The organism is Actinomadura sp. NPDC048394, from assembly GCF_040651755.1.
Taxonomy (GTDB): Bacteria; Actinomycetota; Actinomycetes; order Streptosporangiales; family Streptosporangiaceae; genus Spirillospora; species Spirillospora montaniterrae.
Window position 1 is genome coordinate 1 of sequence record NZ_JBEZJL010000021.1, and the last position, 13,019, is coordinate 13,019.

General features: G+C 72.8%; 15 protein-coding genes. 7 read left to right on the forward strand and 8 right to left on the reverse strand.

Going from position 1 to position 13,019, the window contains the following annotated elements; translation table 11 throughout:
- Positions 1-739 precede the first annotated feature (739 nt).
- The gene (locus tag AB0C78_RS16875; RefSeq protein WP_360748173.1) at positions 740-1,387 is read right to left on the reverse strand and encodes a helix-turn-helix domain-containing protein; all 648 of its coding nucleotides are present in this window, start codon (positions 1,385-1,387) and stop codon (positions 740-742) included.
- A gap of 105 nt (positions 1,388-1,492) precedes the next feature.
- On the opposite strand from AB0C78_RS16875, the gene AB0C78_RS16880 reads away from it, so the two are divergent.
- Positions 1,493-2,200 carry an alpha/beta hydrolase gene (locus AB0C78_RS16880; protein WP_360748176.1) on the forward strand — a complete coding sequence of 236 codons (708 nt, stop codon included), beginning with the start codon at positions 1,493-1,495 and terminating at the stop codon, positions 2,198-2,200.
- A gap of 23 nt (positions 2,201-2,223) precedes the next feature.
- Here AB0C78_RS16880 and AB0C78_RS16885 read toward each other — a convergent pair whose 3' ends face one another.
- Positions 2,224-2,814 carry a DUF4291 domain-containing protein gene (locus tag AB0C78_RS16885; protein ID WP_360748179.1) on the reverse strand — a complete coding sequence of 197 codons (591 nt, stop codon included), beginning with the start codon at positions 2,812-2,814 and terminating at the stop codon, positions 2,224-2,226.
- A 35-nt stretch (positions 2,815-2,849) separates the two neighbouring features.
- Positions 2,850-3,797: a helix-turn-helix domain-containing protein gene (locus AB0C78_RS16890; protein ID WP_360748181.1), complete on the reverse strand. Its 948-nt coding sequence runs from the start codon at positions 3,795-3,797 to the stop codon at positions 2,850-2,852.
- Between the two features lie 93 nt (positions 3,798-3,890).
- Between AB0C78_RS16890 and AB0C78_RS16895 the strand changes: the two genes are divergently transcribed.
- Entirely contained in the window at positions 3,891-4,799 is a 909-nt protein-coding gene (locus AB0C78_RS16895) for a TIGR03620 family F420-dependent LLM class oxidoreductase (protein ID WP_360748184.1), read from the forward strand.
- Between the two features lie 13 nt (positions 4,800-4,812).
- Here the strand turns inward: AB0C78_RS16895 and AB0C78_RS16900 are convergent, their stop codons facing one another.
- Together AB0C78_RS16900 and AB0C78_RS16905 are read right to left on the reverse strand one after the other, a co-directional pair.
- Positions 4,813-5,469 (reverse strand): response regulator transcription factor, encoded by a 657-nt coding sequence (locus AB0C78_RS16900; protein ID WP_360748187.1) that lies wholly within the window; start codon positions 5,467-5,469, stop codon positions 4,813-4,815.
- Between the two features lie 7 nt (positions 5,470-5,476).
- Positions 5,477-6,865 (reverse strand): histidine kinase, encoded by a 1,389-nt coding sequence (locus tag AB0C78_RS16905; protein ID WP_360748190.1) that lies wholly within the window; start codon positions 6,863-6,865, stop codon positions 5,477-5,479.
- Between the two features lie 158 nt (positions 6,866-7,023).
- Between AB0C78_RS16905 and AB0C78_RS16910 the strand changes: the two genes are divergently transcribed.
- Genes AB0C78_RS16910 through AB0C78_RS16920 form a run of 3 tightly spaced genes read left to right on the forward strand, consistent with a single transcriptional unit; the run spans position 7,024 to position 9,553 of the window.
- Positions 7,024-8,001, forward strand: a complete 978-nt coding sequence (locus tag AB0C78_RS16910) for an ATP-binding cassette domain-containing protein (RefSeq protein ID WP_360748193.1) — start codon at positions 7,024-7,026, stop codon at positions 7,999-8,001.
- The gene (locus tag AB0C78_RS16915; protein WP_360748196.1) at positions 7,998-8,774 is read left to right on the forward strand and encodes an ABC transporter permease; all 777 of its coding nucleotides are present in this window, start codon (positions 7,998-8,000) and stop codon (positions 8,772-8,774) included. Before AB0C78_RS16910 ends, AB0C78_RS16915 begins: the two co-directional genes overlap by 4 nt.
- On the forward strand, positions 8,774-9,553 hold the full coding sequence (locus AB0C78_RS16920; RefSeq protein ID WP_360748199.1) for an ABC transporter permease: 780 nt from the start codon (positions 8,774-8,776) through the stop codon (positions 9,551-9,553). Before AB0C78_RS16915 ends, AB0C78_RS16920 begins: the two co-directional genes overlap by 1 nt.
- Positions 9,554-9,634: 81 nt before the next feature.
- Here AB0C78_RS16920 and AB0C78_RS16925 read toward each other — a convergent pair whose 3' ends face one another.
- Together AB0C78_RS16925 and AB0C78_RS16930 are read right to left on the reverse strand one after the other, a co-directional pair.
- Positions 9,635-9,940, reverse strand: coding sequence for a hypothetical protein (locus AB0C78_RS16925; protein WP_360748202.1), 306 nt, complete (start codon positions 9,938-9,940; stop codon positions 9,635-9,637).
- A 135-nt stretch (positions 9,941-10,075) separates the two neighbouring features.
- Positions 10,076-10,471: a PPOX class F420-dependent oxidoreductase gene (locus AB0C78_RS16930; protein WP_360748205.1), complete on the reverse strand. Its 396-nt coding sequence runs from the start codon at positions 10,469-10,471 to the stop codon at positions 10,076-10,078.
- 600 nt (positions 10,472-11,071) lie between these two features.
- Here AB0C78_RS16930 and AB0C78_RS16935 point away from each other — a divergent pair.
- The gene (locus AB0C78_RS16935) at positions 11,072-11,938 is read left to right on the forward strand and encodes a helix-turn-helix transcriptional regulator (RefSeq protein WP_360748540.1); all 867 of its coding nucleotides are present in this window, start codon (positions 11,072-11,074) and stop codon (positions 11,936-11,938) included.
- Between the two features lie 7 nt (positions 11,939-11,945).
- Here AB0C78_RS16935 and paaI read toward each other — a convergent pair whose 3' ends face one another.
- Entirely contained in the window at positions 11,946-12,467 is a 522-nt protein-coding gene (gene paaI / locus AB0C78_RS16940; protein WP_360748208.1) for a hydroxyphenylacetyl-CoA thioesterase PaaI, read from the reverse strand.
- A gap of 118 nt (positions 12,468-12,585) precedes the next feature.
- Between paaI and AB0C78_RS16945 the strand changes: the two genes are divergently transcribed.
- Positions 12,586-12,987 (forward strand): nitroreductase family deazaflavin-dependent oxidoreductase, encoded by a 402-nt coding sequence (locus AB0C78_RS16945; protein WP_360748210.1) that lies wholly within the window; start codon positions 12,586-12,588, stop codon positions 12,985-12,987.
- Positions 12,988-13,019 lie beyond the last annotated feature (32 nt).

A 13,019-nucleotide genomic window follows, 5' to 3' on the forward strand; every position in this document is an offset into this window, starting at 1 on the left:
CGCGCCGTGGGGCCGCGCCGTGGGGCCGCGCCGTGGGGCCGCGCCGTGGGGCCGCGCTGGATAGGTAAGCGCGGGCCCGCGTCCGTGAAGCAGGACGTACGGGCAGCCCATGTGCGGCGCTGCACGTGGAGCGGCGCCCCGCCGCCGCGCCATTAGGCCGTGCCATCGGCCCGCGCCATCAGGCCGTGCTGGTGCACGGTGCGTGGGGCCACGCCTGTGGAGCAGTGCCAATGGAGCCGTGCCGTGGGCGCGCGCGTGCATAGTTCCTGGTGGGTGCGCGGGGTGAGTGCGCAGGGTGACCCGCGGGGCTAGATGCGCGGATGGACGCGCGAGGTGGACGCGCGAGGTGGACGCGCGAGGAGCGGCATCTGGGGGGCGACGTAACACAGGCAGGGTGTGAGGGCACGGCGCGCGGAGCAGAGAGTGTGCGGCGCTAGGTGTGGAGCGGCGCCGGGGCCGTGCCGTCGGCCCGTGCGGGTGCACGGCACGCGGGCGGGTGACCGTGGAGCCGGGCTGTACGGGGGCGTCCGTGTGTGCAGTGCGGAGTCGGTGCGCTTGATGGGTAACGCGGGGTGGGGTGGGTGGGTGTGCGGGTGGGTGTGCGCGGGTGGGTGGGTGCGCGGGGTGCCTGAGGTGGCTGCGCGGGGAGCGGGACAGGTGAAGCGGTGTGAGGCAGGCACGGCGGGCGGGGGTGGTGGGGTTCTTGGTTGGTTTTGGGGGCTGGGGCTGTGGTGTGGGGTTAATGAGAGTGGGGTGGGGTGAAGCAGGTTAGGAAGTTGGCGGCTGCTTCCCGGGGTCCTTGCAGGAAAGGTGGGTTTGGCGGGAGGGGGGTTCGGGCGAAGACGAGGGATCTGAAGGTGGGGACGTCGGTGGTGAAGGTGACGTCGGCGTCGATGGGGTCTTCCGCCCGGGCGAGGTGGAAGCGGCCGGCGCGGACCTCGGCCAGGAAGAGGTCGTCGTCGAAGCGCAGTGCGACGCGGGCGTCCAGTGCGGGCGCGGCGGTCGGGTCGAAGGTCGTTTTGAGGGCGAGCATCATGGCGTCCACGCTCATCTCGGCGTCGTGGGCGTCGAGGGGATCCTTGCTGCCCCACTGTGCGAGGGCGAGGAGGACCGGTTCGAGTTCGAGGCCACGCGAGGTCAGTTCGTAAACGCGGGTACTGGCGGGCGGGCCGAGAGTGCGGCGACGGACGATCCCGTCCTTCTCCAGGTCGCGTAGCCGCTGGGACAGGACGTTCTGGCTCATGCCCGGAAGGCCGCGGCTCAGTGCGGCGAACCGCTTGGGGCCGAACAGCAGTTCGCGGACGACGAGGAGCGCCCACCGCTCCCCCACGGCGTTCATGGCCCGGGCGATGCCGCACGGGTCGTCATATCGCCTTGGTCCGGCCATGCCGGAATGGTAGAGGAAGCTCCTAATTTAGGAGAACGCAGTGTCGTTCTGTCAGTGCCCACCGGTAGCGTCGGCCACGGCGCCACTGAGAAGAGGAGCACGAGCATGTCAACGTACGTTCTTGTTCCCGGGGCGGGCGGAAGCGCCTGGTTCTGGCATCTCCTCGTCCCCGAGCTGGAGGCCCGGGGGCATGAGGTCATCGCCGTGGACCTGCCGGCCGCCGACGAATCGGCCGGGCTCACGGAGTACGCGGACACCATCGTGGAGGCGATCGGCGACCGCACCGAGGTCATCCTGGTGGCGCAGTCGATGGGCGGTCTCAGCGCGCCGCTCGTGTGCACCCGAGTGCCGGTGGCGCTGCTCGTCCTGCTCAACGCTATGGTCCCCGTGCCCGGCGAGACCGGGGGCGCCTGGTGGGCCAACACCGGGCAGGCCCAGGCCATGGCCGAACAGGCGGCCCGGGAAGGGCGGGAATTGCCCGCGAAGTTCGATCCCGAGGACTGCTTCTTCCACGATGTCGCACCGGAGGTGACCGCCGAGGCGTTGGCGCGAGGCGAGGACTCGCAGTCGGATAGGGCCTTCCAAGAGCCCTGGCCCCTGGAGAAGTGGCCGGACACGCCGACCGTCTTCCTCCAGGGCCGCGACGACCGGCTGTTCCCCCTGCCATTCCAGCGCCGGGTCGTTCGCGAGCGCCTGAACATCCCGGTCGACGACATGCCGGGCGGGCATCTCGTCGCGCTCAGCCGCCCCAAGGAGCTCGCGGACCGGCTGGAGGCGTACCGGATCCGGCACACCGGGCCGAACGTTTCGTGACACGGGCCGCGCAGGGACGGCGGCTAATCGGCGCCGATGCCGCGGGCGAGGGCGGGAGGCAGCGGGTAGAGGCGTTCCTTGGGGAGCAAGGCCTTGGCCTGGGCGGTCCGGCCTGCCTGGAGCAGCCCCTGGATCCGGCGGACCAGCGGTGTGCGGTCGTCGATGCCGAGAATCCAGTCATCGACATAGCGGTCCACGATGTGGCGGCTCAACCCCACCTGGATGCTGCGCGTCTCCAGCTTGCGGCCGTTCAGCGACCGCTCGGGGTCCCATTGGACGTGGACCGTCGCCCGCGCGAAACGGCGGCGCCATTCGTCGGAGCTGCGGAAGACACGGCGGTCCGGGTCGGTCGGGACGGCCTGCGCCAAGGCCTCCTCCCAGCCCGCGCGGGTGATCCGGACGGCCAGGACGGTCTCCTGCCCTGGCTTGCGCGCCCAATTGCTGCGCGCCATCAGCCATAGGAACGACGGCTTGATCCAGGTCATCCGGGTGCGGGAGAACGGAGGGACGAAAGTGCCGTGCCGCGCCGCCGGGCCGCCGATCTCCGGGCCGTACGCCTGGTAGACGGTGATCGAGTCACGGTCATGGAGGGCGCGGATCTCACGTGTGCGCATGGTGCCGCCACGGTGCCGCAGGGCGCCCGGCGGGTTCAACCGGATTTCGCGGCCGCGGACCTGCGGCGGTGGGCCTTCTGCCGGCAGGCGGCGCCGCAGAACCGCGCCGGCCGGCCGGTGCGCGCCGACGCCAGCGGCGTCCCGCAGACCTCGCACCGGCTTTCGTTACGTGACGGCACTTCACTTTCGTCACGGAGTTTCGTTACGCCGGAGGGGCGGAGCGCGTCGCAGGCCAGTGCGGTCATCCGGCCGGGCGGCCCGTCGGCGCGCCGCAGCCGTTCGGTGACGACGCATCCGGCCATCAGGACCCGCACGTCCCGCAGGTCGACGTCCGCGCGCACGTCGCCGGCCGCCTGGGCCCGCCGGAGCAGCGCATCGAGAGCCTCGTTGAACTCCTCCTCGACGCCGGCGGCGAACGCCTTGATCCCCTCCTCCAGCGCCAGCGCCTCACAGATGGCGTGGTTGAACATCGCCCGCTCGACGACCCACATCAGGAAGCCGTAGAACCGCTCCCCCGGGTCGTCCGCGCCGGCCAGCGACCTCGCCTCCTCGATGATGCTCTCGAACCGGTCGGTGATGACCGCGGTGAACAGCGCCTCCTTGGTCGGGAAGTTCCGGTAGACCGTCCCGGCGCCGACGCCGGCGCGGCGGGCGATGTCGTCGAGCGGGACGAGCCGCCCCTCGGCGGCGAACGCCTCCAGCGCGGCCTGGAGGATCCGGCTCCGGTTCCGCCGCGCGTCCGCGCGCCGTGGCGCCGCCTCGACAGCGCGGCGCGACCCTGTCTCAACACCGCGGCGCGCCCCTGTCTCGGCACCACGGGGCGCCCCGGTCTCGGCACCGCGGCGCGGTCCCTCCTCACTGCGGCGGCGCGATCCTGCGTCACTGCGGCGCTGCGGTTCCGCCTCGCTGCGGCGCGGCTCGGCGTCGGTACGGCGGCGCGGGCCCGGCACGGCCTCGTTGCGGCGGCGCGGATCGTCCGGCACGAGTGACTTCCCTTCTTTGACAAACGGGGCGAGCGTTCCGGTAATGTCTCAACCGGGTCGATGGTTCCGATTGTAGGTCCGGAGGAGACGGCGATGGGCGAGGACGCGGTGCTCGAGGCGAGGCGGCGGCTGGGGCGGATCGGGGTGGGCCTGATGACGCCCCTCGCACCGGCGGAGGAGTGGCGGCGGGCCGCCCGCCGGGTGGAGGACGCCGGATACGGATCGATCTGGGTGAACGAGGGGATCGGCGGCAGGGAGGTGTTCACGCAGCTCGGTGTGATGCTCGCGGCGACCGAGCGGATCGTGCTCGGGTCGGCGATCGCGAACCTGTGGGCGCGGCATCCGGCCGCGATGCAGGGGGCCGCGTCGGTGCTGGCGGACGCCTACCCGGGACGGTTCGCGCTCGGCGTCGGCGTCAGCATGGGCGCGATCGTCGAGCAGAGCGGCCAGGCGTGGAGGAGCCCGCTCGCCCGCATGCGCGGGTACCTCGACGCGATGGACGCCGCCGTGGAGGCGGCGCCGAAGCCGGAGGTGCCGTTCCCGCGGCTGCTCGCGGCGCTGGGTCCGAAGATGCAGGCCCTGGCCGGGGAACGCGCCGACGGGATGCTCCCCGCGATGATGCCCGTCGAGCACACGCGCCGGGCGCGGGAACTGCTCGGACCGGACAAGCTGCTGATCGCCCTGCAGCCGGTGATCCTCGAGACCGATCCCGGGAAGGCGCGGGCCATCGCCCGCCAGGCCGGAGCCTTCTCGATTCCCGGCTCGCCCTACATCGGAGCGCTCAAGAAGCTGGGCTTCTCGGACGCGGACCTCGCCGACGGCGGCTCCGACGAGCTCATCGACGCCTGTTTCGTCCGGGGCGACGAAGCCGGGGTGGCCAAGGGCGTCGAGGCCTATCTGGACGCGGGGGCCGACCACGTGTGCGTGTCGGTGTTCCAGCCGGACCTCGCCTCGTCCGCCGACCAGTTCGAGCGGCTGGCCCCGTACCTGCTGCACGGCTGACCGCTCGCGGACGTCAGCGGGGGCGGACCAGTCCGGTCTCGTAGGCGGCGATCACCAGCTGGGCCCGGTCGCGGGCCTGGAGCTTGGCCAGGAGGCGGCCGATGTGGGTCTTCACCGTGGCGGGGCTGAGGTGCAGGTGCTCGGCGAGTTCGGCGTTGGACAGGCCGCGGGCGATGAGGGCGAGGACCTCGCGCTCGCGGTCGGTCAGGGCGTCGAGGCCCTCGGGCGGCGGCCCCGCGGGGGCGGGCCGGCGGACGAACTCGGCGATCAGCCGGCGGGTCACCGTCGGGGCGAGCAGCGACTCGCCGGACGCGACGACGCGGACCGCCGACAGCAGGTCGGCGGGCGGGGTGTCCTTGAGCAGGAAGCCGCTGGCGCCGGCCCGCAGCGCCGCGTAGACGTAGGAGTCCAGGTCGAACGTCGTGAGGATGAGCACCCGGACGTCCGGCAGGTCGCGGCAGATGCGCCGGGTCGCCTCGATGCCGTCCATCTCCGGCATCCGGACGTCCATGAGGACGACGTCGGGCCGCTCCCGCTCGGCGAGCTCGACGGCCTCCGCGCCGGTGCCGGCCTCGCCGACGGCGCGCAGGCCGGGCGCGGTGTCGATCAGGACGCGGAAGCTGCCGCGCACCAGGGCCTGGTCGTCGGCGACGAGGACGCGCAGTTCCAACGTGCTCCTAGGCTTCGTAGGGGAAGGCGGCGGCGACGGCGAAGCCGCCCTCCGGGCGGGGGCCGGCGGTGAAGTCGCCGCCGTACATCATGACGCGTTCGCGCATCCCGATGAGTCCGTGGCCGGGCGCGCCTGGGAGGACGCGGGTGCCGGGCCCGTCGTCGTCCACCTCGATCCGGACGCGCCCGCCGGCGGCCTCGACCAGGACGCGGCAGCGGGCGGGCGCGGCATGCTTGACGACGTTGGTGACGGCTTCCTGGACGATCCGGTAGGCGGCGAGCGCGACGCTCTCGGGCAGGTCGTCCGCGCGGACGTCGAGGTCGACGTGGACACCGGCCATGGCGGCGCGCTCGGCCAGGCCGGGCAGGGATCCGAGCCCGGGCGAGGGGGCGAGGCCGGGCTCGTCGGCGCGCAGGACGCCGAGGAGGTGGCGCATCTCGCCGAGCGTGCCGCGGCTGGTGGACTCGATGACGCGCAGCGCGTCGAGGGCCTCCTCCGGGCGGGCCTCGGCGACGTGGACGGCCACGCCGGCCTTGACGGCGATGAGGCTCATGCTGTGCGCGACGATGTCGTGCAGTTCGCGGGCGATGCGGAGGCGTTCCTCGCCGACGGCGGTCTCTGCCAGGCGACGGGCGGCCTGGGCGGTGTAGGCGCGGCGCTCGCGGACGGCGCGGCCGAGCGCCCACGACGCGCCGAGGACGGCTACGCCCAGCAGCACGCGGCCGAGCTGTTCGGCCTGCCAGTTCTTCGGCCCGACGAGGGCGCCGCCGAGGATGACGATCGCGCTCAGCACGCCGATCGCCCGCGTGGGGACGAACCGCGCGCGGGGCAGTTGGAGCGCGAGCGGATAGAGCGCGTACGCGGCGGCGGCGTAGAAGTCCCATGGCAGGTCGAGGATCAGAGCCAGGGTCGACGCGGCGAGGACCCCGGCGAAGACGGGCACGGGCCATAGCCGCCGGACAGCGAGCGGCAGCGCCATGGCGGCGGCAATGGGCACGGCGAGCAGCGCCGACGTCTCGTGCCCGCCGGAGAACACCAGCAGAAACAGCGTGTAGAGGACCGCGACCGCAGCGTCCAGGCGGACCGGCCGCCGAAGGCCGTTCCGCCAGGGGCCGCTCCGCCGGAGGCCGGGCTCCTGCTGGCCGGGCCACTGCGGGCTAGGCCGCTCGAGGCCGGGCCGCTCGAGGCCGGGCCGCTCGTGACCTAGCCGCTCATGACCTAGCCGCTCATGACCTAGCCGCTCATGACGCGGCGGCTCGTGACGCGGCGGCTCGTGACCGGACTGATCGAGGCCGGACTGATCGAGGCCGGACTGATCGAGGCCGGACTGGTCGTGATGCGGTGGCTCGTGGGCGGGGGGCCGGGTGTGCGGGGAGGCCGGCTTGGATTCGTGCACGTCACGACGGTAGCCGGACGCCGCGGCGCGGCGCGTCGGGCCGGCGGATGTCAGACCTGGGTCCGATGCGGCGGCGCGGTCTCGGAGCACGGTCGGACCGGCGGGTCCCGACCGGGTTCCGATGTGCGGGGGCGGTGTCCGGCGGGAGCGTTGACCGCATGATCGAAGTGAGGGAGCTGACCAAGCGCTACGGCGGGACCGTCGCCGTGGACGGCCTGTCGTTCCAGGTGCGCCCGGGGACGGTGACCGGGTTCCTCGGCCCGAACGGCGCCGGGAAGTCGACGACGATGCGCGTGCTGCTGGGGCTGGACACGCCGTCGTCGGGCGCTGCGCTGGTGAACGGCGGCCCGTACGCGGCGTTGCGGCGGCCGATGCACGAGGTGGGGGCGCTGCTGGACGCGGGGGCGGTGCACGGCGGTCGCCGCGCGTTCGACCATCTCGGCTGGCTGGCGCGCAGCAACGGGATCGGGACGCGGCGGGTGGCGGAGGTGCTGGAGCAGGTCGGCCTGGCGGGCGTCGCGCGCAAGCGGGTGGGCGGGTTCTCGCTCGGGATGCGGCAGCGCTTGGGGATCGCGGCGGCGCTGCTCGGCGATCCGGGCGTGCTGATGTTCGACGAGCCGGTGAACGGGCTGGACCCGGACGGGGTGCGGTGGGTCCGGCAGTTGATGCGGGCGCTGGCCGCCGAGGGCCGGACGGTGCTGGTGTCGAGCCATCTGATGAGCGAGATGGAGCTGACGGCGGACCGGCTCGTCGTCATCGGGCGCGGCCGGTTGATCGCGGACACCTCGGTGCGGGAGCTGGCGGACCGGTTCGCGCGCGGGGTGCTGGTCCGGTCGCCGCGTCCGGAGGACCTGGCCGCGGTGCTGGCGGCGGCGGGCGGCACCGTCGAGCCCGCGCCAAGCGGCACGGTCGAGGCCGCGCCGGGCCGCACCTTCGAGCCAGCGGCGGGCCCCACGGTCGGGCAGGCGGCGGGCGGCGGCCTGTCGGTGACGGGGCTCGACGCGGCGGAGATCGGTGAACGGGCCGCCGCGCACGGCATCCCGCTGTACGAGGTGACGCCGCGGAGCGCGTCGCTGGAGGAGGCGTACATGGAGCTGACGGCGGGCAGCGCCGAGTTCGGGGCGGTGGCGTCGTGATCGACGCGTTGGCGGCGGAGTGGTGGAAGCTGCGTTCGGTGCGTTCGACGTTCGCCGTGCTCGGCACGGTCGCGGTGTTCGTGCTCCTGTGCGTCGTGTGGTCGTTGTACGCGGCGCACTACTGGGACGGACTGTCGCAGGCGCGGCGCGCGGCGTTCGAGTCGGCGCCGCCGGAGCAGCCGCTCGCGATCGCCCTGCCGGTCTGCGCGGTGCTGCTCGGGGCGCTGCCGATGACGTCGGAGTACGCGTCGGGGATGATCCGGACGAGCCTCGCCGCGGTCCCGCGCCGTCCCGTGCTGTTCTGCGCGAAGGCGGCGGTGCCGGGGGCCGCGATGCTCGTCGCCGCGCTGGTGGGCCTGACCGCCGGGGTCGTGGCGGGCAAGGCGGCCGCGAACGGCCGTCCGATGCGCGGGTTCGACGCCTCTTTCCCCGAACACGTCCCGTACGTGCTGGCCATGGCGGTGACGACGGCGGCCATCACGCTGATGACGGCCGGCCTGGCCGTGGTGCTCCGCTCCACCGCGGGGACGATCACGACCGGGATGGCGGTGCTGTTCGTCGTGCCGCCCGTCGCGAACCTGCTGCCGGATCCGTGGGGCGAGCGGGTCTGGGCGGTGCTGCCGGAGAGCCTCGCGGGGCAGATGGCCTCGCCGCCGGGAGCCTCGCCCGCCCGCGACGGCCTGTCCCCGACGGTCTCTGCGCTGCTCCTGGCGGTGTACGTGCTGGTCGCGTTGGGTGTGGGCGCCCGCGTGTTCGGACGGCGGGACGCGTGATGCTCGACGCCGTGGCCGCCGAATGGTGGAAGCTGCGGTCGCTCCGCTCGACCTACGTGATCGTTTCGGTCACGGCCGGGTTCGCCGTGTTCGTCGTGCTGCTGGCCGTCCAGCAGGCGCACGTGTGGGACGGTCTCGACGCCGCCCAGCGCGCACGGTTCCTGCTGCGGCCGCTGCAGGAGCTGGGCGGATGGGTCGCCCAGCTGTGCCTCGGAGTGCTCGGCGTACTCGCGGCGGCATCGGAGTATCGGACCGGGATGGTGCGGACGAGCCTGGTCGCGATGCCGTCCCGGTCCCGGTTCCTCGCGGCGAAGGCCGTGGTGGTGGCGCTGACCGGGCTGGCCGTGGGCGAGGCGGTCTCGATCGGGTGCCTCCTCGGCACCCGGCTCGCGGTCGGCGGCCGGCCGTTCCCCGACCAGCGCGCGTCGATCGCGCACGACCTGCCCGGATTCGCGGCCTCCGGTGTCGCGGTGGCGGTGTTCGCGCTGCTCGGCCTGGCCCTCGGCGTGCTGCTGCGGTCGGCGGCCGGTGCGATCGTCGCCGTCGTCCTGCTGTGGCATGTGGTGCCGCTGCTGGTCTACCACCTGCCGGGGCCGTGGAACGAGCGGCTCGGGTCCGTGATGCTCTCCGGGCTCCCGACCGAGATCGCGGGCCTGAGCGCGCGGCAGTCCATCTACGGCGACCTGCTGTCACCGCCCGCGGCGGCGGCCGTCCTGCTGGCCTACGCGTTCGTCCCGCTCGCGTTCGCCGGACTGGTGCTCGCCCGACGGGACGCGTGAAACGGCCGGGAAAAGCCGGAAACGGGTGGGCGGCGGCGCCCCTCGAGGACGCCGCCGCCCGTCAGTGCGGATCGGTGCGGGTCAGCCCGCGCGCCGGTAGGACGCGCGGACCGCGAGCCGGTGCCGGAGCAGGCCGACGGCCTCCTCCAGCGTCGGCGCGGCGGCCTGCGCGCGCAGCTGCTGCCCGTCCAGCTCGGCGACGGCCCTGGCGAGGGCCGGCCTGGGCAGCGCCGGGTCGGCCACGATGCTCAGCGTGACCTGCACGGACGCGGCCCCGGTGCCGTCCAGCGCCGCGCGGACGGCACGCTCGGCCTCCGCGCGCTGGGCCTCCGTGACCTCGCCCGAGGTGAGAAACCGGACCTCCGGTCGCTCGAGGGTCGCGTTCATGGTTCCCCCAGAATGGATCTCGGTGATGTTCCGGGAAGTGCGAGGGCGCCACGAGCGTCACCGCGGTGCGGCGCCCTCCCTACAAGTGAACGCCGTCCCGGACCGGGAGATCGTCCGCACGGGACGAGAGCTTGGTCACCCGCCGGCGCTGTAGAGGACCTGATCAGGCGTTATGCGGACGGTGAGGCGCACCTCACCCTCCTGGACCGGATAGGTGTCGTTGCCGGTGTACTTCTTGGCGAGCCCGTTGATGACCTCCACGGCGCCCTCCGTCTCCAGCTTCGCCTCGCCCGAGACGCTGACCCAGTGGAACGGGTCGTCGGGGTCGAGAACGCTGATCGAAACGCGCGCGTCCTTGCTGAGGTGCCGCTCCTTGGCGCGCCCGGCGGCGGTGTTGATGAGGACGTCGTCGCCGTCGAGGCCGATCCACACCACCGTGTTGTGCAGCGAGCCGTCCGGCCGGACGGTCGTGGCCCACCCGGGCAGCGGGCGGTTCAGCAGTTCCTTGGCCTCGTCGGACAGCTTGCTCATGACGTCCTCCTCGTAGGGCTGGCTTCCTGGCTCGCTGGTCGCCAACCCGCGGGCCGCGCCGTCTGTTCCCGTCCCGGCGATATTCACCGAACGGTGTGACCGCCGTCATTTGGACGTCATACGACGAGCCCCGGAAAGCCGGTGCCGATTGGCGGGCAGAAGACCGCGAAACGCCAGGCAATTCATGGGCCGGCAGTGACTCCGCGGCTATGAGAATGACCTCCCGGTCAACGAGATCGTCACCCCGTCGCCACGTTCCGCACCCGTGCGGCCACCGACGGCACTGGTCACGGCCCGTGGTCACGCTCCAAAACGCCGATCCGGCCCGCAGGACGCCGCCCCGGTTCGTTCCACGGGCCCGGCGGGAGTATCCTCACCCGCGCCGATCGGCGCACGGACCGTCCAGCCCGGCCGTTCTAACACGGATGGGTCGTTTTGCCGAAGACGCGCTTTTTCATACTTCCCAAAAACGTGCTTCGATCCTCTAACATAGGGCGGTGCCGTGCCGCCCCAGAACAGACCCGTCGACTGGCTGGTGACCCCTTGCCCCAGGATTCAGCCGCCCCCACGCCTCCGGCCGAGGGCGATCAGTCCGGCAGACTGATCGACTACCCGCGGCGCGGCGGTCCCACGGTCCTGCGCATCCTGCTCGGCGCCCAGCTGCGGCGGCTGCGGGAGGAACGCGGCATCTCCACCGAGCAGGCGGGCTACGAGATCCGCGGCTCGCACTCCAAGATCAGCCGGATGGAGCTGGGACGCGTCGGCTTCAAGGAGCGCGACGTCTCCGACCTGCTCACCCTCTACGGGGTGAACGACCCCGCCGAGCGGGCGCCGTTGCTGCAGCTGGCCAAGGAGGCCAACACCCCCGGCTGGTGGCACCGCTACGGGGACGTCCTGCCGAGCTGGTTCGAGGTGTACCTCGGGCTGGAGGAGGCCGCGTCGCTGCTGCGGACCTACGAGCTGCAGTTCGTGCCGGGCCTGCTGCAGACCGAGGACTACGCGCACGCCGTGGTGCGGCTCGGCTACTCCGACGCCTCCGACGAGGAGGTCGAGCGGCGCGTGCAGCTCCGCACGACCCGGCAGCGGCGCTTCACCTCCCCCGGCGCACCGACACTGTGGGCCGTGCTGGACGAGGCGGTCGTGCGCCGCCCGCTCGGCGGCCGCGACGTGATGCGCCGGCAGCTCAAACACCTCATCGCGATGTCGGAGCTTCCGAACGTCACGCTGCAGATCGTGCCGTTCGGCGCGGGCGGGCACGCCGCCGCCGGCGGCCCGTTCACCATCCTGCGGTTCGCCGAGCCCGGCCTCTCCGACGTCGTCTACCTGGAGCAGCTCACCAGCGCGCTTTACCTGGACAAGCCGACCGACGTCGACACCTACATGCGTGCGATGAACAACCTGTGCATCACCGCCGCGCGCCCCGACGACACAGCCCGGCTGCTCACCGGCATCCTGAAGGAACTCTGACCCCGCGCTAGCGGGACGGCTCCGCCGACGCACCGTCGGACGGGTCCGCAGGCAAACCGCCGGACGGCTCCGCCGCCTCATCGCCGGGCTGCTCCGCCGCCTCGTCCAGGACGCGCTCCTTCCGGCTGCGGCTTCCACCGCGGAACTCCGCGATGACGTCCCCGTCCGGGACGCGCCGGACCGTCACGTCGTACACGCCGCTGCGCCCGTACCGGGTGCGTTCGACGGCGGTCGCCTCCAGCACGTCACCGGCACGGGCCGGCGCGACGAACACGACATCGGCGGACGCCGCGACCGTCACATCCCCGTGGGTGTTGCACGCGTAGGCGAACGCCGAGTCGGCCAGCAGGAACAGATAGCCGCCGTGGGCGATCCCGTGCCCGTTCACCATCACCGGGGTGAGCGTCATGCGCAGGACGGCGCGTCCCGGCGCGATGCCGGTGACCTCCATGCCGAGGTCCTGCGCGACCTTGTCGTCCGCGTACATCGTCTCGGCGCATCGCCGCGCCAGCTCCGCCGGGTCGCTCACCGTCCCCAGCGTAATGAGCGTCGGGGCTTTGGGCCCCCGGGACGGGGAAGGTCATCCAGCGTTCGGGAGTTCACACAGGTGGCCGTGGTACGGCCGAAGCCGGATGGAGGAGGACTCGATGCTGTACGGCAAGGAGCACGTCGCCCGTTACCAGGAGACCGACGGCGCGGAGGGACACGACTGGCAGGGCACCATCACGCTGCTGCTCACGACGACGGGACGGCGCAGCGGCAAGGAGTACACGACGCCGCTCATCTACCAGCCCGAAGGGGACGCCTATCTCGTCGTGGCGTCCAAGGGCGGCGCGGACGAGCCGCCGGAGTGGTACCTGAACCTGGAGGCGAATCCCGAGGTGAAGGTGCAGGTGAAGGGCGACCGGTTCACCGCGCGGGCGCGTACCGCGACGGCGGAGGAGAAGCCCGCGTTCTGGAAGAAGATGGCGGCGACGTGGCCCGCCTACGACGAGTACCAGGAGAAGACGGACCGCGAGATCCCGGTGGTCGTCCTCGAGCGGATCTGAGGCCGGGGGCGTGCCGGGCGCGGGCGCGAACC